15 protein-coding genes are annotated in these 17,622 nt (G+C 66.0%); 5 read left to right on the forward strand and 10 right to left on the reverse strand.

Annotated elements, in window-relative coordinates; genetic code table 11:
• The first annotated feature begins 101 nt into the window (after positions 1 to 101).
• Positions 102 to 953, forward strand: a complete 852-nt coding sequence (yddG, locus tag AC1DW9_RS03700) for an aromatic amino acid exporter YddG (protein WP_441504372.1) — start codon at positions 102 to 104, stop codon at positions 951 to 953.
• Positions 954 to 959: 6 nt separating this feature from the next.
• Here yddG and AC1DW9_RS03705 read toward each other — a convergent pair whose 3' ends face one another.
• From AC1DW9_RS03705 to argH, 4 genes are all read right to left on the reverse strand, one after another.
• Positions 960 to 3,638, reverse strand: a complete 2,679-nt coding sequence (locus tag AC1DW9_RS03705) for a TIGR02302 family protein (RefSeq protein ID WP_441504371.1) — start codon at positions 3,636 to 3,638, stop codon at positions 960 to 962.
• Between the two features lie 130 nt (positions 3,639 to 3,768).
• Positions 3,769 to 5,061, reverse strand: coding sequence for a diaminopimelate decarboxylase (gene lysA / locus AC1DW9_RS03710; RefSeq protein WP_441504370.1), 1,293 nt, complete (start codon positions 5,059 to 5,061; stop codon positions 3,769 to 3,771).
• Positions 5,062 to 5,068: 7 nt separating this feature from the next.
• Positions 5,069 to 5,329 (reverse strand): LPS translocon maturation chaperone LptM, encoded by a 261-nt coding sequence (gene lptM, locus AC1DW9_RS03715; RefSeq protein WP_441504369.1) that lies wholly within the window; start codon positions 5,327 to 5,329, stop codon positions 5,069 to 5,071.
• A 165-nt stretch (positions 5,330 to 5,494) separates the two neighbouring features.
• Positions 5,495 to 6,886: an argininosuccinate lyase gene (gene argH / locus AC1DW9_RS03720; RefSeq protein ID WP_441504368.1), complete on the reverse strand. Its 1,392-nt coding sequence runs from the start codon at positions 6,884 to 6,886 to the stop codon at positions 5,495 to 5,497.
• A gap of 29 nt (positions 6,887 to 6,915) precedes the next feature.
• Here argH and tlpA point away from each other — a divergent pair, with 29 nt between their 5' ends.
• The 3 genes from tlpA to AC1DW9_RS03735 all read left to right on the forward strand — a co-directional run bounded on the left by tlpA (position 6,916) and on the right by AC1DW9_RS03735 (position 9,660).
• Positions 6,916 to 7,545: a thiol:disulfide interchange protein TlpA gene (gene tlpA, locus AC1DW9_RS03725; protein WP_441487948.1), complete on the forward strand. Its 630-nt coding sequence runs from the start codon at positions 6,916 to 6,918 to the stop codon at positions 7,543 to 7,545.
• Positions 7,546 to 7,593: 48 nt separating this feature from the next.
• A complete protein-coding gene (locus AC1DW9_RS03730) occupies positions 7,594 to 9,324 on the forward strand; it encodes a carbamoyltransferase family protein (RefSeq protein WP_476775563.1) in 1,731 nt (576 codons plus the stop codon).
• Positions 9,325 to 9,411: 87 nt separating this feature from the next.
• Positions 9,412 to 9,660 carry a DUF1272 domain-containing protein gene (locus AC1DW9_RS03735; RefSeq protein ID WP_441487946.1) on the forward strand — a complete coding sequence of 83 codons (249 nt, stop codon included), beginning with the start codon at positions 9,412 to 9,414 and terminating at the stop codon, positions 9,658 to 9,660.
• Positions 9,661 to 9,699: 39 nt separating this feature from the next.
• Here the strand turns inward: AC1DW9_RS03735 and grxD are convergent, their stop codons facing one another.
• The 6 genes from grxD to AC1DW9_RS03765 form a co-directional block, all read right to left on the reverse strand.
• Positions 9,700 to 10,035: a Grx4 family monothiol glutaredoxin gene (gene grxD, locus AC1DW9_RS03740; protein WP_043233156.1), complete on the reverse strand. Its 336-nt coding sequence runs from the start codon at positions 10,033 to 10,035 to the stop codon at positions 9,700 to 9,702.
• Positions 10,036 to 10,081: 46 nt separating this feature from the next.
• Positions 10,082 to 10,318 (reverse strand): BolA family protein, encoded by a 237-nt coding sequence (locus AC1DW9_RS03745; RefSeq protein WP_113518613.1) that lies wholly within the window; start codon positions 10,316 to 10,318, stop codon positions 10,082 to 10,084.
• 12 nt (positions 10,319 to 10,330) lie between these two features.
• A complete protein-coding gene (gene purL / locus AC1DW9_RS03750; RefSeq protein WP_476775641.1) occupies positions 10,331 to 12,538 on the reverse strand; it encodes a phosphoribosylformylglycinamidine synthase subunit PurL in 2,208 nt (735 codons plus the stop codon).
• A gap of 167 nt (positions 12,539 to 12,705) precedes the next feature.
• The gene (locus AC1DW9_RS03755) at positions 12,706 to 13,158 is read right to left on the reverse strand and encodes an acyl-CoA thioesterase (protein WP_441504367.1); all 453 of its coding nucleotides are present in this window, start codon (positions 13,156 to 13,158) and stop codon (positions 12,706 to 12,708) included.
• 16 nt (positions 13,159 to 13,174) lie between these two features.
• Entirely contained in the window at positions 13,175 to 14,056 is an 882-nt protein-coding gene (locus tag AC1DW9_RS03760; protein ID WP_441504366.1) for a methyltransferase domain-containing protein, read from the reverse strand.
• Between the two features lie 26 nt (positions 14,057 to 14,082).
• Complete coding sequence (locus AC1DW9_RS03765) at positions 14,083 to 15,939, reverse strand: M3 family oligoendopeptidase (RefSeq protein WP_441504365.1); 1,857 nt, start codon at positions 15,937 to 15,939, stop codon at positions 14,083 to 14,085.
• Between the two features lie 165 nt (positions 15,940 to 16,104).
• On the opposite strand from AC1DW9_RS03765, the gene AC1DW9_RS03770 reads away from it, so the two are divergent.
• On the forward strand, positions 16,105 to 17,598 hold the full coding sequence (locus AC1DW9_RS03770) for a sigma-54-dependent transcriptional regulator (RefSeq protein WP_441504364.1): 1,494 nt from the start codon (positions 16,105 to 16,107) through the stop codon (positions 17,596 to 17,598).
• Positions 17,599 to 17,622 lie beyond the last annotated feature (24 nt).

Genomic DNA, 17,622 nt, shown 5'->3' on the forward strand with positions numbered 1-17,622 from the left:
AGCCGCTTTCCTCACGTCGGTTGAGCGCTGCGATCAATGGGCAGCAAGCCGTCGATCTGATAACGCCAGCAGCGTCCCGCCCCCAAGCAGCTTTCCCGCCGATGACCTCTCGCACCGCGACCTTCACCGGATTTGGCGCCATCCTGCTCTGGTCGACGCTGGCTCTGTTCACGGCCATGTCCGGTCGCGTACCGCCGTTCCAGCTCGTCGGCATGACGTTTGCCATCGGCGGCATGCTGATCCTCTGCATCACCGCCGCACGTGGGCAACTGCGCAGGGTTCGGCCGACCTGGGGCTCTTTCGCGCTTGGCCTCTACGGCCCCTTCGGCGACACCGCGCTCTACTATGCCGCGGTCAAGACCGCGCCGGCGGCCGAGGCCAATCTGATCCACTATCTCTGGCCGTTGCTGATCGTGCTCTTCGCAGCGCTGCTGCCGGGCGGCACCCTGAAGCTCCGGCATCTGATCGGGGCGCTGATCGGGCTCGCCGCGACGGCGCTGCTGATCTCGGGCGGGCTCGGCGCAGGCGGCGGGCTCTCGCTCGGACACGGACTTGCCGCGCTTGGCGCCTTCGTCTGGGCGAGCTACTCGGTTCTGTCGCGCCGGTTTGCCGAGGTGCCGTCCGAGAGCCTCGGCGTCACCCTGCTTGGCTGCGCTGTGGCCGCCCTTGCGTGCCACGCGGCCTTCGAGACGACCCTCTGGGAGCTGACGACAGTTGAATGGGCCGGCGCGCTCGGGCTCGGCCTCGGCTCGATCGGGCTGGCCTTCATCTGCTGGGATATCGGCATGAAGCGCGGCGACGTCGCCTTCCTCGGTGTGGCCTCCTATGCCGCACCGGTGCTCTCCACGCTCATCCTCGTGATCGCGGGCTATGCGGCCGCGAGCTGGCTGCTCGCGGCGTCCTGCGCGCTGATCGTGGCCGGGGCGCTGGTCGCGAGCTCCCGCAAGGCCTGAAAGCGCTCAGTTCCGCCGGAGCAACCGCTCGAGATAGTCGAGCTCTTCGAGGGGCCGCGACGGATCGCCGAGCCGACGCCGGAGCTCTTCGAGGATGCGCCGCGCCCGCTGCGTCGCACTTTCATCGGCCCCGGGCACGCGCACGCGGCCATCGGCCCAGTCGCGCTGACGCTGCGGCCGGCCGAGCGGATCGTCACGGCCTCGCTGCTGTGCAGAAGGCCGGCCGGCTGGTTGGCCATCCGGCTCGCCGAAGGCGCCTTCCGTACCGTCGCCGTCACCGGGCTGCCCCTGCATTTGCTGGGCAAGGTTCTGCCCGCCACGGCGCAAGGCATCGAGCGCCTTGCCTTGCGATTCGAGCGCACCCTCGCCCTGCCCCTGGCCGAGCTGGCCTTCGGCCTCGCGCATTGCGTCCTCGGCCTCGCCCAGCTCGCCGGACTCCGGGGCGCCCATGCCGCGCATCCGCCGCTGCAGATCCTGCAGGCGCTCGCGCAGAGCCTGCTGGCGCTGTGACAGCCCCTGCCCTTGGCCCTGCTGCTGACCCTCGGCTCCCTGCTGCCCGTCCTCGCCCTCGCCGTCTTCGCCCTCCTGGCCGGGCTGCTGCTGTCCACGCTGCCCGCGCTGGCCCTGTTGGCCCTGCTGACGCTGTCCTTGGCCAGGGCGCGCCTGCTGTTGGCCAGGGCGTCGGCCCTGCTGCGCCCGGTTCTGACGCTGCTGTTCCTGCTGATAGGTTTCGTCGCGGAGGTTCTGCTGGTCGCGGGTCATCCGGTCGAGATCGCCGAGTGCCTGGTTCATCTCGCGCTGCCGCGGATCCTGCTGGCCGGGCCGCGCCATCTGGAGATTGTTGAGGAGATTGTTCAGCTCCTCCATCAGCCGCTGAGCCTCGGCCATGTCGCCGCGCCGGGAAAGCTCTTCGATCCGGTTCAGCATGTTCTGCAGGTCTCGCGGCGTCACTGAGCGGAAATTCTCCGGCAGTTGCGCCTGGTTCTGGTCGCCATTCTGCTGCTGGCGCTGCATTTGCTGGGCGAGCTCGCGCATGAACTTGTCGAGCGCCCGCCGCATATCTTCGGTCAGCTTGCGGATCTCTTCCTCGGACGCCCCGCGCTCCAGAGCCTGCTGCAGCCGTTCCTGGGCGGCGCGCAGATCGCGCTCCGCATCGGAGAGATCGCCATCCTCGAGCTGGAGCGCCATGCCCCACATCAGGTCGGCGACATCGCGCAACTGGTCGTCATTGGTGGCGCGCCGCAGCCTTTCGCCGATCATGCGCATGCCGAGATAGACGCCGGCCTCCTTCATGAAGCGCCCAGGCTCGATCAGCAGCGCATCCATGGCGAGCTGGACGTGCTTGCGCGCGTCGACATCCATGACGAGCTTGCGTCGCTGCTCGACCAGCGCCTTGGCGAGCGGCTTGGTGAAGGTGCGCTGCGGCAAGACGACCTCGACCGTCTCGCTGCGGCCCTCCTGCCCGGCTTCGTCGCGGGCAACGAGCACCATCTTGACCTTGGCACCGGCCCAGGGATGAGCCGAGAAATCGACCGTGTTCTTCAGTTCTTCCTCGCCGGACGGGGAGGACGGAACGCTGAGCGCCTGTTTCGGCGGCTCGACCAGCGAGCGCCCGCCCGATGGCGGCCCGGTCCGCGAGACGACGACCTCGGCCGAGGCAATGCCGTAATCGTCCTTGGCGCGGAACGTCAGCCCCAGCCCGCCCTGCACCCCGCTGACCGGTTTGGGCGGCTCGACGAAGCTGATCTGCGGCGGCTGGTCCGCAACCGCGGTCAGGGTCAGTGTCGCCTGAGGCGCGCCGCTGCCGGTGATCCTGAGCGTGCCATTGCCGGCCAGCATGTAGCGCTTTTCCAGCACGGCAACAGAGGCCGGCTCGACCGGCTTGCCATCCTTCGTCTGCGGCGGCGGCAATACGTCGAGCCGGCCCGTGGTCACGACATCCATGCCGCTCTTGCCGGCAATGCGAATCACCACGGTCGATTTTTCCGGCGCGGTGAAGGCGGTGCCGTGCAGCCGGGCGAAATCGATCAGGATCGGCGGCAAGCGGGTATAGGCGGGCGGATCGATCCAGGCATCGATCCTGGCGGCGGCAACCGGCGCCGAGGGACCGCGCCAGTCGAAGGCAGCCGAGATACGGGATCCGGCCTCGTGGCCAGCGACGAAAAAGGCGGTGACGGCCGCAAGCAGCGGCACGGCGCGAATGGCAAGCCGGTCGCGCATGGCCATGCGTGGCCGCGGCGGGGCGACCCGCAAACCAGCGATCTGCGCGCCCTGGCGCTCGACGTGAAGCTTCCACAGCGCCTGGGAAACCGGATCGTTCGAACCGACGGCGAGACTGTCCTCCAGCGCCGAGGCCGGGCGATGCGCCCCTTGCAGCGACTGGTCAAGCCGCGCCAGCGCATCGCGCCGTGACGGCAAGGGCGTGCGAACAACGTACCAGATGCTGGCAGCCAGCGCAGACAAGAAGAGCACGACGCCCATGGCGCGGCCCTGCCAGGGCAGGTGCGTCCACAGCCCGAGCCAGGACAGCGCCAGGAACGTGAGGATGACTGTCGCGGGCAACCAGAGCCGGGGCCAGAGGCGCTCCCAGGCAAGCGAGGCGCGGGACACCGCGGCCAGCCTGCCAAGGCGCTGGCGGATGCTCCCGATCGGATCAAGCGCCATGCGGCGCTGCGCCTCTTTCATGCCGTCGCTCCGAGCCGCCCCCGCTCCGCGTGAACCCCACCAAGTAACAGCACGCTATCACGTGAATATGGCAAGGCCAGAGTGCAGCCCTGTCACACACAGGCCGCTCCGCGTTTCGTGAACCGCAGGCTCAGGCCAGCCAGGGCGGTGCACGATCCGTGCCGATCAGGTCTTCATAGCTCTGGCGCGGGCGCGTCACGGCAAATTCGGCACCCTTGACCAGCACTTCGGCGACCAGCGGGCGCTGATTATAGGTCGAAGACATGCTGGCGCCATAGGCCCCCGCTGTCATGAAGGCGATCAGATCGTGCTGTTTCAGCTCCGACAGCAGGCGATCGGTGGTGAATGTGTCGCCCGATTCGCAGATCGGTCCGACCACGTCATAGGCAAGCTTGCGCATATCGGCAGCAGGCTCGGCCACCGGCCAGATCTCGTGATAGGCCTCGTACATCGCCGGCCGCAGCAGGTCGTTCATCGCCGCATCGACGACGAGAAACTGCTTGGTGGGCCGCGAATTGAGATGCAACACCTGCGTCAGCAGGATGCCGGCATTGCCGACGATCAGGCGGCCAGGCTCGAAGCCAAGCTCGACATCGAGCCCCTTGGTGACGCGCCCGACCATGGCCGCGTAATCCTCGATCAGGCTCGGACCGTGATCGAAATCCTTCGGAATCTCGTAGGGAATTCCAAGGCCTCCGCCGAGATCGAGCCGGTCGACCCGGTGCCCCTCCGCCCGCAGGCTGCCAACGAGGCCGACCATCTTGGCATAGGCCGCCTCAAAGGCCTCGGTCTCGCGGATCTGACTGCCGATATGAACTGCCAGCCCCATCATCCGGACACCCGGCATATTGGCGGCGCGTGCGTAGAGCCGGCTCGCCTCCTCGAAGGAAACGCCGAACTTGTTGGCGGCAGAGCCGGTGGTGATCTTGGCGTGGCCGCCGGCACCGACATCGGGATTGACGCGGAAGACAGCCTCCTGGCGCTTGCCGAGCCTTGCCGCCACCTTCGACAACAGGTCGAGCTCGCTCTCCGACTCGATATTGATCTGGAAGATGCCCGCCCCGACTGCGAAAGCGAGTTCGCTCTCACTCTTGCCGACGCCGGAAAAGACGATCTTCTCGGGAGCGAAACCGGCGGCAAGTGCCTTGCGCACTTCGCCTTCCGAGACGGTATCGGCCCCCGCGCCGAGCGCGGCCAGCGTCTTCAGGACACCGAGATTGCCGTTCGCCTTGACGGCATAGAAGACATGCGGCGCCGGCCCCGCGGGATCGATGCCACGCATTGCGCTTTCGAACAGCCTGTAGTGCCGCTCGATCGTCGCCGAGGAATAGACATAGACCGGCGTCCCGACGTCGGCCGCAATCCGGCGCAGATCGACATCCTCGGCGAAGAGCGCGCCGTCGCGATAGGCAAAGTGATGCATCGGGATCTCAGAGCAGAGGATCGAGCACGAAGCTCTTGTTCGGAATGGCGATGGCGCGGCTCGCTTTCGGCGGCTTGGCGATCGGCGAAGTCGTGGTCTCCGGCACGCGGTTCTCGACCGCGCCGATGTCCTCGTCAGGCAGGTCGAGGGCGTTGGTCGCGTTCGGCGGCGCTTCGAGCGGTCCCTTGCGGCCGCAGGCAGTCAAAGCGAGACCTAGCAGGCCGGCGACCACGATGGCGCGGCCGAGTTTCAGGCGGGGGTGCAGCACGAACGGGAATCCTCGGGCAATATGTGACGGGGACTGTAGCGAAAGGCGCGCGCGCTTGCGAGCCTTTGCAGCGACGGAGCGTCATTCCCAGGGCAGAGTGCAGGGCCGCCCCGGGAATCTCCTGCGGTCATGCCCGGGTTGTGCCCGGGCATCTCCCCCGAATTGTCACTGCTGCTCCTTGGCGAGCTGCCTCAGCCAGCGCTTGGCCTGACGACGGACATTGGCCGGCGCCGTGCCGCCATAACTGACACGGCTCTTCACCGACTGCTCGACGCCGAGCACGGCGAAGACAGCCTCGGTAATCTTCGGCTCGACGTCCTGCATCTCGGCGAGCGTCAGCTTCTCCAGCCCGACGCCCCTGGCAGAAGCGACGCCGACCAGCTTGCCAGTGACGTGATGCGCATCGCGGAACGGCATCTTCAGAACCCGAACCAGCCAGTCCGCAAGGTCGGTCGCGGTGGCGTAGCCGAGGCCCGCGGCGTTCTTCATCACCTTCAGGTTGGGCTCCATGTCGCGGACCATGCCCGACGTGGCGGCAAGGCACAGCGAGAGCGACTGCAGCGCATCGAAAGTGCCTTCCTTGTCCTCCTGCATATCCTTGGAATAGGTGAGCGGCAGCCCCTTCATCATCGTCAGCAGCGCCTGAAGATGCCCGAAGACGCGTCCCGCCTTGCCGCGCACCAGCTCGGCGGCGTCGGGATTGCGCTTCTGCGGCATGATCGAGGAGCCGGTCGAGAACTTGTCCGAGAGCTTGACGAAGCCGAACTGGGGCGTCGCCCACAGCACGATCTCCTCAGCGAAACGCGAGAGATGCATGGCGCAGATCGAGGCCGCCGCGAGTGTCTCCAGTACGAAATCGCGATCCGAAACCGAATCCAGTGAATTGGCGGTCGGCCTGGCAAAGCCGAGCGCCTTGGCCGTGTGGAAACGATCGATCGGGAAGGAGGTGCCGGCAAGCGCCGCAGCGCCGAGCGGGCATTCGTTGAGGCGCTCGCGCGCATCATGGACACGACCGCGGTCGCGCGCCAGCATCTCGACATAGGCGAGCATGTGATGCCCGAACGTCACCGGCTGCGCCGACTGCAGATGCGTGAAGCCCGGCATCACCGCACCGGCATGGGCCTCGGCCTTCTCGGCAAGAGCCAGTTGCAGGTCGGCGATCTGCCGATCGAGCGTTTCGAGCGTATCGCGCACCCACAGGCGCATATCGGTCGCGACCTGATCGTTGCGCGAGCGGGCCGTGTGCAGACGGCCCGCCGCAGCGCCGATCCGCTCCTTGAGATTGCTCTCGACATTCATGTGGATGTCTTCGAGCGCGCGCGAGAACGTGAACGTGCCGGCCTCGATCTCGGCCTCGATCGCCTTGAGCCCTGCGCTGATCACGTTCACATCTTCACGGGTCAGGATGCCGGTCTCGCCCAGCATCGCCGCATGCGCCAGCGACCCGCGGATATCCTGGCGCCACAGGCGCTGGTCGAAGTCGATGGAGGCATTGATCTCCTCCATGATGGCATCCGGCCCCGTGGCGAAACGCCCTCCCCACATGCGATTGCTCACGACGCTCTTTCCTGCTTTTTGGACGCGCAATGACGTCTCGTTCAAAAACATTTGCCGCCTTCGGCGCTCTCGCCTTGATTGCACTCGGCGGCGTCGCGGCCTTCTACTCTGTCCAGGGCCGGGCCGGCAATTCGGGATCATGCTCGGCGGCGGCAGCGACCGCTGAAAAACTGCGACCGTTGGCACGCGGCGAACTTGCGGCCGTGGAGGTTGCAAAAGCACCGCAGCCCTTGCCAAACCTCGCCTTCAACGGCCCCGACGGCCAGCCGACAACATTGTCAGCCTTCAAGGGACGGACCGTCCTGGTCAATCTCTGGGCGACATGGTGCCTGCCCTGCCTGCATGAGATGCCGTCGCTGGACGCGCTGCAGGGCAAGCTCGGCGGCCAGGATTTCGCGGTGGTGGCGATCAATATCGACACCCGGAACCTCGAGAAGCCGAAGACCTGGCTTGCCGAGCGCAAGATCGACCAGCTCGGCTATTACGCCGATCCGGAGGCCAAGGTCTTCCAGGATCTGCGCTCGGCCAAAAAGATCGAAGGCATGCCGGTCAGCTTCCTGGTCGACCCGTCGGGCTGTGAACTCGCGATGCTCCAGGGCCCTGCCGACTGGGCCAGCCAGGACGCGCTCTCCTTCATTCGCACGGCGCTCGGACGCTGAGCCGCCGCGGTTTGCCTGATCGCGCGCTCTGCTCCATATCGTTGCGGCATGAGCTACACGATCGGCCTCGCGACCACCTTCCACGATCCTGCGATCGCGATCGTTGGCCCCGATGGCGAGGTGCTCTTCGCCGAGGCGACCGAGCGCTACCTGCAATATAAGCGCGCACCGAACTGCGAACCCGATTCCGCACCGCGGATGGAAAGCCTGCTCAAGCGCTACATCCCGGCAGGCGCTCCGGTACAGATCGCGACGAGCTGGAGCGGGGAGTTCACCGGGTTCCTCGAGCAGATGAGCCGGACCGGCGCCTTCACGATCGATGAACTGCTCAAGCTCTCCCCCGAGCTCAACCGCTCGCTGGTGCCGGAGCGCTCCGAGCGGGCCTTGATCGCCTCGCTGCATCTCGGCCAGCAGCGCGCCGGCCTAGGCACTCTGCTCGGGCTCGACCGCGCCTTCGGCAAGGCAAATGTCACCGGGATCAAGCGCTATGGCCACCATCTCGGTCACGCGGCCTATGCCTGTTGGTCGTCGCCCTTCCGCGATGCCGCCTGCCTCGTCGTCGACGGCATGGGCGAGACAGGGGCCTCGGCCATCCTTACGTTGCGCGATGGCGAGATCAGCGAGGTGAAGCGTCACCGCGGGCGCGAGTCGATCGGCTTCTATTTCGGCCTCGTCACCGACCTGACCGGCTTCGACCAGGCGAAGGGCGAGGAATGGAAGATCATGGGGCTCGCGCCCTATGGCAAGCAGGATGCCGGCTTGCTGGCGCTGCTGCGACGCCTCTATCGGATCGAGGAGAACAAGCTTTCCTTCGCGGATACCGCAACCATACGCGCGGTCTCCGCCGAGATCCTGGCGCGGCGGCCCACTGATGCGCTCGACCAGGGCTGGGCCGACCTTGCCCGCTGCGGCCAGGATGTCTTCGCCGAGATGATGGCGGCTCTGCTGGCTGAAGCTGCCGCATTGGTGCCCTCCGAGAATCTGGTGCTGTCAGGCGGCTGCGCGCTCAACTCCTCGTTCAACGGCAAGATCGTCGGCCGCCACGGCTTCAGCCAGGTCTTCGTACCCTCCGCTCCCGCCGATGACGGCAATGCCATTGGGGCGGCCTGGCTCGCCCATGCCGAGGCGCATCCGGACTGGCGCGCGCCGAAGGGCCCGATGACGCCCTATCTCGGCTCGCGCGTCTCGACCGAGCCGCTGGAGCGCATGGCGGCCTGGGAGCCTCGCCTGAAGCGTCTCGCACCCAAGGAGGTTGCCCCGGTGACGGCCCGGCTGCTTGCCGAGGGCAAGCTTGTCGGCTGGGTCCAGGGCAAGGCCGAGTTCGGCCCACGTGCGCTCGGGAACCGCTCGATCCTTGCCGATCCTCGCCCGGCCAACGCCAAGGATCTGCTCAACGCCAAGGTCAAGTATCGCGAGGCCTTCCGCCCCTTCGCCCCGTCGATTCTCGCCGAACACGGCACGGACTGGTTCGAGAACTACCAGGACTCGCCCTATATGGAGCGTACGCTGGTCTGGAAGCCGCCGGTGCGCGGACGCGTCCCCGCCGTGGTTCATGAAGATGCGACTGGCCGGCTGCAGAGCGTCACAGCCGACCGCAACGAGCGCTATCACGCGCTGATCTCAGCCTTCCATGCCATCACCGGCGTTCCGGTGATCCTCAACACCTCTTTCAACATCATGGGTAAGCCCATTCTGCACACGGCAGAGGATGCGATCCTGATGTTCTATACCAGCGGCCTTGATGCGCTGGTCGTCGAGGACTGGCTTTTGGTGAAGTAATCGCCTGGGCTGATCGATCTCATCAGCAAGTGCTGGCGGCGCAGCATCGCCGGTCGCATGATCTCTCCGCCGTGTCTGGAGAATGCCATGCTGCAACTTCGCCCGAACTGTGAATGCTGCGACCGTGACCTGCTGCCCGAGGCGCGCGACGCGATGATCTGCACCTTCGAATGCACCTTCTGCGCCGACTGCACCGAGACGCGCTTCAACGGCGCCTGCCCGAATTGCGGCGGCGAACTGGTGCGCAGGCCGATCAGGCCCGCCGACAAGCTGGAAAAATACCCGCCCTCACAGGAACGGATCCGCAAGCCCCACCCGGAATGCGCCGCGGCCTGAAGGCTACGACGCAGCTCCGCGGACGGGTCCGGACGAGCCTCAGCTCGCCTGCTTGACGGTGATGCCCTTTTCTTCGAAGAGCGCCTGCAGCTCGCCGGCCTGGAACATCTCGCGGGTGATATCGCAACCGCCGATGAACTCGCCCTTGACGTAGAGCTGCGGGATGGTCGGCCAGTTGGAATAGGCCTTGATGCCCTCGCGGATCTCCTGGTCTTCCAGCACGTTCACGCCCTTGTAGGGCACGCCGAGATAACCGAGGATCTGGGCGACCTGCCCGGAGAAACCGCACATCGGGAACTGGGGCGTGCCCTTCATGAAGAGCACCACGTCGCTGGACTTCACTTCGGCGTCGATACGGGCGTTGACGTCGCTCATCGGTCTTCTCTCCTGAGGCGGGGTCAAGGCCCGCTGGTCATCTCTACTAATTCTGGGGAACCGTCGTCGTCAGCGCAAGGGCGTGCAGCACGCCGCCCATGCGGCCTTGCAGCGCGGCATAGACCATCTGGTGCTGCTGAACCCGGCTCTTGCCCTTGAAGGCGGCCGAGGTCACGGTCGCCGCGTAGTGGTCGCCATCGCCGGCGAGATCCTTGATCTCGATCACCGCGTCCGGCAGCGCCGCCTTGATCATCGCCTCGATATCGTGCGCGTCCATCGCCATGATCGTGTCTCCTTACGCGCCCTTGGCCGACATATAGGTCGGGAACCAGTCCTCATGCGCCTTGTCGAGCGCGGTCAGCGCCACCGGCGCCTCGCCCGGCAGCGCAAGAGCGTTTCCGCCAGTCCGGCCGATGAGAGCGGCAGGCACGCCGGCCGCCCTGGACTCGGTCAGCAGCCCCTCGACGGCACTCGACGGCACGGTGACGAGATACCGCGCCTGATCTTCACCGAACAGGACGGCATGGGCCGGCCCCGCGGGAAGCTGCGTCACGGTCGCGCCGACGCCGCCGGCAAGCGCCATCTCGGTCAGGGCAACCGCGAGGCCGCCATCCGACAGATCATGGCAGGCGCTGACGCGGCCGCCCGTGATCAGCGCGCGCACGAATTCGCCATTGCGGCGCTCGATCGCGAGATCGACCGGCGGCGGCGCGCCTTCTTCCCGGCCGCAGATGGTCGCGAGATAGGCCGACTGGCCGAGCCAGCCGGAGGTCTCGCCGATCAGGATGATGCTCTCGCCTTCGGCCTTGAAGCCGACAGTCGCGTGCTTCGTCACGTCGGCCAGAACACCGACGCCGCCGATCGTCGGGGTCGGCAGGATCGAGATGCCATTGGTCTCGTTGTAGAGAGAGACGTTGCCGGAGACGACCGGGAAGTCGAGCACCTTGCAGGCCTCGCCGATACCCTTGATGCAGCCGACAAGCTGGCCCATCACCTCAGGGCGCTCGGGATTGCCGAAATTCAGGTTGTCGGTGATGGCGAGCGGCGTCGCACCGACGGCGGTAAGGTTGCGCCACGCTTCGGCGACCGCCTGCTTGCCGCCCTCGAACGGGTCAGCTTCGCAATAGCGGGGCGTCACGTCGGCGGTCATGGCAAGGCCCTTCGGCCCCTCCTCGATGCGAACGATGCCGGCATCGCCGCCGGGCGTGACCACCGAGTTTCCGAGGATCAGCGTGTCGTACTGCTCATAGACCCAGCGCTTCGAGCAGAGATCCGGCGAGCCGACGAGCTTCAGCAAGGCATCCGCGTTCGACATGGGTGGCTTCACCGCAGCCGCCTCGATGATCGCCAGCTTCGGTGTCTCGATCCAGGGCCGGTCATATTCGGGAGCCTCGTCGCCGAGTTCCTTGATCGGCAGGTCGGCCATGGTCTCACCCTGGTGCTTCACGACGAAGCGCAAGGTGTCGGTGGTCTTGCCGACAACGGCGAAATCCAGACCCCATTTCCTGAAGATCGCCTCGGCCGGCTCCTCATGACCCGGCTTGATCACCATGAGCATGCGCTCCTGGCTCTCCGAGAGCATCATCTCATAGGCGCTCATCTGGTCTTCGCGGCAGGGCACCGCGTCGAGATCGAGTTCGACGCCGAGGTCGCCCTTGGCGCCCATCTCGACGGCCGAGCAGGTCAGTCCGGCTGCGCCCATGTCCTGGATGGCGTCGACATGGCCTGCCGCCATGATCTCGAGGCAGGCTTCCAGCAGCAGCTTCTCGGCGAAGGGATCGCCGACCTGCACGGTCGGGCGGCGTTCCTCGCCGCCATCGCCGAAGGCGGCCGACGCCATGGTCGCGCCGTGGATGCCGTCGCGACCGGTCTTGGATCCGAGATAGACGATCGCCTTACCAACACCCGACGCCTTGGCGTAGAAAATCTCGTCGGTCTTGGCGAGGCCGACCGCCATCGCGTTGACCAGGATGTTGCCGTCATAGCGCGTGTGGAAGCCGACCGCGCCGCCGACCGTCGGGACGCCGAAGGAATTGCCGTAGCCGCCGATGCCGGCAACGACGCCCGAGACAAGATGCCGGGTCTTGGGATGCGAAGGATCGCCGAAGCGCAGCGCATTCAAGGCCGCGATCGGGCGTGCGCCCATGGTGAAGACGTCGCGCAGGATGCCCCCGACACCGGTCGTCGCGCCCTGATAGGGCTCGATGAACGAAGGGTGGTTGTGGCTCTCCATCTTGAAGACCACCGCAAGTCCGTCGCCGATATCGATGACACCGGCATTCTCGCCCGGGCCCTGGATCACCCAGGGCGCCTTGGTCGGCAGCGTCTTCAGATGGATCTTCGAGGATTTATAGGAGCAATGCTCGTTCCACATCGCCGAGACGATGCCGAGCTCCGTGATCGTCGGTTCGCGACCGATCAGGTGGAGGAAACGCTGATATTCGTCCGGCTTGAGGCCGTGCTCGGCCACGAGTTGCGGAGTGATCTTGATCTCGTTGGGAATCACGGCTCGCCTGGTCCCTGATCGCGGACGCCCGGCCCGCCTCTGATGCGCGGGGCATAACCTGCTTGTCCGCCGGAGACAACGCATTCCCGCCGATCAATGCCATGCAGGCGTGCATTCGCGCCTATTCCGCCCGCGAAAGCACCAACCGGTGTCCCGAACTGAGATCAGCCCGGCGCGTCCGATACGGCGAGCGCCTGGAGCGCATCGCGCAATCCGTCCGGGATCGGGGCCGGCTTCTGGCTGGCGCGCCCGACATAGACATGGGTGAAGCGGCCCTGCGCCGCCGCCTGCTCGCCACCGCGCCGGAAGATGCCGATCCGATAGGTCACCGAACTGCGGCCCAGTTTCTCGACCGCAATTCCAGCCTCGATCGTCTCGGGGAAGGCGACGCTTTCGAAATAGGTGCAGGCCGTCTCGACCACGAGGCCGACAATCTCGCTTCCGGCAAGATCGAGATGCCCCTGCTCGATCAGCCAGGCATTCACCGCCGTGTCGAACCAAGAGTAATAGACCACGTTGTTGACGTGACCATAGGCGTCATTATCTGCCCAACGCGTCGGAATCGCGCGAAACAGCCTGAAATGGGAGCGACCAAGCCGTACCGCGCGTTCGCTCATCGGCTGCTGCTCCCTGTCATTGCCCCGGCTTCTCGCCTGTCCCGATCTCGGGCACGCCGAGCGCATCCGCCAGCCTCGCCTTGGCCGAGCCCGGCCTGAGCGGCTTCTGCTGACTCTCATGCGGCGCCCAGCCGGAAAGCCAGACGATCTCGAACGTGGCGCGCAACCGGCTGTCGGGATCGGCAAAACGCTCGGCATAGAGCGCAGCTGCACGCATCAGCGTGTCGCGACGGAGCGGCGCCTTGCGCCGGTCGGTCAGCGCATTAGCCCAGCCCATCGCGCGTAGATCACGCAGCAGGCCGAACAGGTCGCGATAGCGCACCGTGACGAGTTCGCTGTCGACCACCGGAAGTGCGAATCCCGCGCGCTGCAGCAGGCTGCCCATGTCACGCAGATCGGCGAAGGGCGCGACACGCGGGCTCACGCCGCCGGTCGTCTCGGCTTCTGCGGCAAGCAGGACTTCGCGCAATTCCTGAAGCGTGCGACCGCCCAGCAGGCAGCCGATGAAGAGGCCATCGGGCCTGAGCGCCCGCCTGATCTGAATCAGCGCGCCCGGCAGGTCGTTGACGCCGTGCAGGGCGAGCAGCGAGGCGGCAAGGTCGATCGAAGCCGCTGCGAGCGGTAGGCGCTCGAGATCGCCGACGACATCGCCTCTCGCCCCCTCGGTCTCCGCCATTCGCCAGAGCGCCTCGGCCTTGGCACGCAGCACGGGTGCTGCAACCGGCAGCGGCGTGCCGAGATCGGCCGCCAATGCGAAGCGGCGCAGCACCGCAGCGAGCCTCTCGTCGAGATCCTCGCTGGCGCGGGCCAGCAGGAAATCGGGATAGCCTCCCGCCACCGCCCGTGCCTGGCGGCGGCGGACGAGATCACGATCGAAAACCAGGGGACCCTCAGCCATGCCCGCGCTCCAGCGCTATTGCGGCCTCACGCCATTCCCTCCAGCTCGATGATCAACCCCTCGATCATGGTGAGGCCGATCTGCCAGAAAGCGGGATCGCGCGCATCGAGACCAAACGGCTTCAGCAGCTCGGAGTGGTGCTTGGTTCCACCGGCCGAGAGCAAGGCGAAATAGCGCTCCTGAAAGCCCCCGGCCGAGTTCTGATAGACGCCGTAAAGCGAGTTCACCAGGCAATCCCCGAAGGCATAGGCATAGACGTAGAAGGGCGAATGAATGAAATGCGGGATATAGGCCCAGAACGGCTCATAGCCCGGTCCAAGCGTGATCGCCGGCCCGAGACTTTCCGCCTGCACGCTCATCCAGAGTTCGCAAAGCTGGTCCGCCGTCAGCTCGCCTGCCTTGCGCGCTTCATGCACCTTGCGCTCGAAGGAGTAGAACGCGATCTGGCGCACGACCGTATTGATCATGTCCTCGACCTTGGCCGCCAGCATCGCCTTGCGCTGCTTCGGATCGGTGGTTCCGTCGAGCAGCTTGCGGAACGTGAGCATCTCCCCGAAAACGCTCGCCGTCTCTGCCAGGGTCAGTGGTGTCGGCGCCATCAGCGCCCCGTTCGGCGCCGCCAGAACCTGATGCACGCCATGCCCGAGCTCATGGGCGAGTGTCATCACGTCGCGCGGCTTGCCCTGGTAGTTCAGCAGGACATAGGGGTGGACCGACGGCACGGTCGGGTGCGCGAAGGCGCCGGGCGCCTTGCCCGGCCGGGCGGGCGCATCAATCCAGCCCTCGTCAAAGAAGCGCCGGGCAATGCCGGCCATCTCGGGCGAAAAGGCGCCATAGGCGTCGAGAACGGTGTCGCGCGCCTCGGTCCAGGGAATCGTGCGCTGCTCGACCTTGGGCAACGGCGCGTTGCGGTCCCAGTAATCGAGGGCCTCGCGGCCAAACCAGCGGGCCTTCAGCTTGTAGTAGCGGTGCGACAGGCGCGGATAGGCCTCGCGCACGGCCGCAACGAGAGCATCGACGACCTCGCGCTCGACCCGATTCGCCAGGTGCCGCGAATCGGCGACATCCTCGAATTTGCGCCAGCGGTCGGAGATTTCCTTGTCCTTGGCGAGGGTGTTGGTGATCAGCGAGAACGTGCGCAGATTGCCGCGCAGCACCGTGCCCAGCGCTTCGGCCGCAGCCTTGCGCACCGCGCCGTCGGCATCCTGCAGCTTGTTCAGGGTGAGCTCGAGCGTCAGCTCCTCGCCATTCACCGTGAAGCGCAGCGAGGCGACGGTCTCGTCGAAGAGCCGGTTCCAGGCACCACGCCCAGTCACCGACTTCTCGTGGAACAGTTCCTCGATCCGGTCTTCGAGCTGGTGCGGCTTGTCCTTGGCGAGATCCTCGATCCAGGGTTGCCAATGGCTCAGCGGCGGCTCGGCCGCGATCTTGGCCAGCAGCGCCTCGTCGAGGCGGTTGAGTTCGAGCCCGAAGAACAGCAATTCGGTCGAGGCGGTCGTCATCCGGTCCTGGGTGTCGCCATAGAATTTGGCGCGCTTCGGATCGGTGGTGTCGCCGGAGTAGATGAGGCCGGCATAGGACATGATCTTGCCGAGCAGGTCTTCCAGCCGCTCGTAGGCACGCACGGCTTCAGCGAGTGTCGCGCTCGCGTCGTCACGGGCGGCGAGCTCCGCCAGCTTGCCGCGATAGAGTGCGGCGAAGCGCTGCGAGTCGGTCAGCGCGCGGTCGAGATCGGCGGTGAACTCGGGCGAATCCATCGACGCATAGAGATGGCTGAGATCCCATTCCGGCAGCTTGCCCAGCGCCTTCGCGGTCTTGGCGGCGCTGCTCGCCGCGCTTTTTGCGACGTTGGCGGAGATCGTCCCGTCGAAAGCAATCGTCATGTCAAAGGCACCTCGCTGGCGAAACCATCCTTACCCATATGCGCGGACAAGGCCGCGCGATCAACGCCGCTGCCCGACGCCGGCGCTTAAGAGCGGCTTAACCGTTCTGGATGACAGTGCCCCGAAACGGAACACTGATTCTGCAGCGACCGGCATCGAGGTGACATGACAACCACCGTTCTCGTCGTTGATGACGATCCCGTTCAGCGCCGACTGCTCGACGCCATGCTGAAGCGCTTCGGCTACGACGTCGTCGTGACTGAGAGCGGCGACGAGGCGCTTGCCCTGCTTGGCAATGGCGAGACCGGAGCCTTCGACGCTGTGGTCCTCGACCTGGTCATGCCCAATCTCGATGGCATGGGCGTGCTCTCCCGGCTGCGTGAGCGCGGCATCGACACGCCGGTGATCGTGCAGACCGCGAACGGCTCGATCGAAACCGTGGTCTCGGCGATGCGCGCCGGCGCCGTCGACTTCGTGGTCAAGCCGGTCGGCGCCGAGCGGCTGCAGATATCGATCAAGAACGCGCTGAAGCTCGGCGCGCTCGAACATGAACTGCGCTATCTCAAGCGCCGCGCCTCCGGGCAGCTCGGCTTCCGCGACCTCGCCACCAAGAGCCCGGACATGGGCCGTGTCATCGGACTGGCCGAACGCGCCGCGAAATCGAACATCCCGATCCTGATCGAGGGCGAATCCGGCGTCGGCAAGGAGGTGCTGGCGCGCGCCATCCAGGGCTCCAGCGACCGCAAGGGCAAGCCCTTCGTCACGGTGAACTGCGGCGCAATCCCGCATAATCTCGTTGAATCCATCCTGTTCGGCCATGAGAAGGGCGCGTTCACCGGCGCCACCGAACGCCATATCGGCAAGTTCGTCGAAGCCAATGGCGGCACGCTCTTCCTCGACGAAGTCGGTGAATTGCCGCTCGATGCCCAGGTCAAGCTCCTGCGCGCGATCCAGGAGGGCGAGGTCGACCCTGTCGGCGGCAAGAAATCGGTGCGCGTCGACATCCGGATCATTTCAGCCACCAACAAAAGCCTGCTCGATCAGGTGAAGCGCGGCGAATTCCGCGAGGATCTCTACTATCGCCTGAATGTCTTCCCGATCACGCTGCCGCCACTGCGGCAGCGCTGGGAGGACATCGCCGATCTGGCCCGCGGCTTCCTCGTCCGGTTCGCTGCCGAAGAGGGCAAGAAGCTGCGAGCGATCTCGCCCGAGGCTCTCAACCTGATCAACGGCTATGACTGGCCGGGCAATGTCCGCCAGCTCGAGAATGCGATGTTCCGGGCGGTCGTGCTCGCGGATGGCGATGAGCTGACCGTCGCCGAATTCCCCCAGATCGCGGCGCAGATGGAAGGCTTTGAAGTCCGTATCCCGGCCGCGCCGACCGCAACCGCTCGCCCCGAGCCGCGCGACGAGGCGCCGCGCATCATTCAGGTGCCGGTGCGCGATCCCAATGCGCTCGATTTGGTCGCCGGCTCCGACATCCGCAGGCTCGAAGAGCTCGAGCGCGAGATCATCAAATTCGCCCTGGCGCATTATCGCGGACACATGTCCGAGGTCTCGCGCAAACTCGGCATCGGTCGCTCGACGCTCTATCGCAAACTCAAGGATTACGGGCTGATCGAGGGCGATGACGCATCTGCGAACTCGGATGCGGCATAGGCGTTGTAGAGCTGAAAGATGCCC

It is taken from the genome of Allobosea sp. P4_E12 (assembly GCF_056401655.1).

Coding starts and splice junctions, on each gene's coding strand:
- lysA (WP_441504370.1), bottom strand. CDS start 5,061: ATGCATCACTTTGCCTATCGCGACGGCGCGCTCTTCGCCGAGGATGTC.
- AC1DW9_RS03730 (WP_476775563.1), top strand. CDS start 7,594: ATGAGCTACACGATCGGCCTCGCGACCACCTTCCACGATCCTGCGATC.
- AC1DW9_RS03735 (WP_441487946.1), top strand. CDS start 9,412: ATGCTGCAACTTCGCCCGAACTGTGAATGCTGCGACCGTGACCTGCTG.
- AC1DW9_RS03760 (WP_441504366.1), bottom strand. CDS start 14,056: ATGGCTGAGGGTCCCCTGGTTTTCGATCGTGATCTCGTCCGCCGCCGC.
- AC1DW9_RS03745 (WP_113518613.1), bottom strand. CDS start 10,318: ATGGCGATGGACGCGCACGATATCGAGGCGATGATCAAGGCGGCGCTG.
- AC1DW9_RS03705 (WP_441504371.1), bottom strand. CDS start 3,638: ATGAAAGAGGCGCAGCGCCGCATGGCGCTTGATCCGATCGGGAGCATC.
- AC1DW9_RS03765 (WP_441504365.1), bottom strand. CDS start 15,939: ATGACGATTGCTTTCGACGGGACGATCTCCGCCAACGTCGCAAAAAGC.
- tlpA (WP_441487948.1), top strand. CDS start 6,916: ATGACGTCTCGTTCAAAAACATTTGCCGCCTTCGGCGCTCTCGCCTTG.
- AC1DW9_RS03770 (WP_441504364.1), top strand. CDS start 16,105: ATGACAACCACCGTTCTCGTCGTTGATGACGATCCCGTTCAGCGCCGA.
- yddG (WP_441504372.1), top strand. CDS start 102: ATGACCTCTCGCACCGCGACCTTCACCGGATTTGGCGCCATCCTGCTC.
- AC1DW9_RS03755 (WP_441504367.1), bottom strand. CDS start 13,158: ATGAGCGAACGCGCGGTACGGCTTGGTCGCTCCCATTTCAGGCTGTTT.
- grxD (WP_043233156.1), bottom strand. CDS start 10,035: ATGAGCGACGTCAACGCCCGTATCGACGCCGAAGTGAAGTCCAGCGAC.